This window comes from Paenibacillus pini JCM 16418, from assembly GCF_000576305.1.
Lineage (GTDB): Bacteria > Bacillota > Bacilli > Paenibacillales > Paenibacillaceae > Paenibacillus_AQ > Paenibacillus_AQ pini.
The window spans coordinates 1-1,384 of the sequence record NZ_BAVZ01000056.1 but is presented as its reverse complement, the minus strand read 5'-3'; the positions used below and the strand labels follow the sequence as shown (position 1 = coordinate 1,384).

Genomic DNA, 1,384 nt, shown 5'->3' with positions numbered 1-1,384 from the left:
CCCAGTTTTACAGTCTTTACTCCTCTTACAGCATTTTCTTGATCTAATAGTGTGTAATATTCGGAAATCTTCGTGATTGCTTCGGTGTTAGGATTACTCATTAACATCTTGTAATCGAATGGCTCTACATTTATTTTTCTGAAATTCATTCGCTTATTCACTATTGACTTCGAGATTCTATTCATAGTACTGCCATTTACATTCTCAACCTTATCTCTTTCCTTATCCTTAGCGTATAAGAAGAAATGAGGAACTTTATTCTTCACGTATGAAGAAATGGTTTTTTTATGCTCTTTGGGAATAGTCGGTTTATATAGGGTCTTAGCATAATCAATCGTAAAATTATTAAGCATACATTCCCATTTGATTACGTCCAGATTGATGTTTTCACTATTCCACACCTTAGTAATATCGTTACTTATAACTCCAATATTCCCGCCAGTATAAGCCGACACTAATCCATCGTATATCATATTTGAATCAATCTTATGATTGTCTGCTTTTTTCATTTCATAATATAATGGTACAATTCCTTTCATGTTACGTTTAGCAGCTTGAACAATTGTTTGATCTCTTACAACTAACAATGTATCTCCATCATTATCGAACATCAGAATCTTGCTTATGGGATCATGTATACTAGTGTAAATTCCTTTAGTAACAAACCACTCTTTTGTTTTTTGATTATGAAAATTTTTTCTTATAGCATGTTCCCTGTATAAATGCGGACTTCTTAAGCAATCGAGTTCTATGCCATCTTCATATTCTGTAAATGAAACTTCTCCGCTATTAAGCAGTCCACTTGGGCTTTTATTATCTAAGAAAAGGTACTCACAAAAAGCGTATAAATCAGGGCAAACAAAAGAGTATTTGCAATCAATGTCCAACTTACCAGCTTTTCCTTCTTTAGTGGCTTTTTTTTTGATTTGCTTTAGAGAATGTTTTGTGTATGTGTCTTCGAGAAGTTCAGGGTAGATACTTAGTGATTTCTGAAAGTTATTCATTGTTTTTCTACCTTTGCGAACCCCAAACATATCTAACATAGTGACTCTATCACTACTCATGAGCTTTATTTTTTGATTAGTTTGTATTGGTAACTTTCTCAACTTCCTACATTTGTAAAATCAGTTAATGTTTGGAGCATTTGATAATTTATTCTTTTATCAACAAAATTGTCTTCTTCTTCGTTACATCTTCCTATTTGGCAATTATTTTTTTTAAACAGTTCTATGTAATTATCCCAGTCTCTATAATATTTCCACATTTTGAATTGACTCTTGGTAAATATGACTTGTATATCTTCTTCAATAATATCATGAACATTGCCGTATATATCTTTTACTTTTGTATTCCCGTGATTCTCTCGAATAAATTTATCAAATGG

Annotated in this window: 2 pseudogenes; both read right to left on the bottom strand. The window is 31.8% G+C overall.

What is annotated here, in order from left to right:
* Positions 1-1,064 (bottom strand): annotated as a pseudogene (locus JCM16418_RS23315) (hypothetical protein); the annotation flags it as partial.
* Between the two features lie 38 nt (positions 1,065-1,102).
* A pseudogene (locus JCM16418_RS25240) lies at positions 1,103-1,384 on the bottom strand (hypothetical protein); the annotation flags it as partial.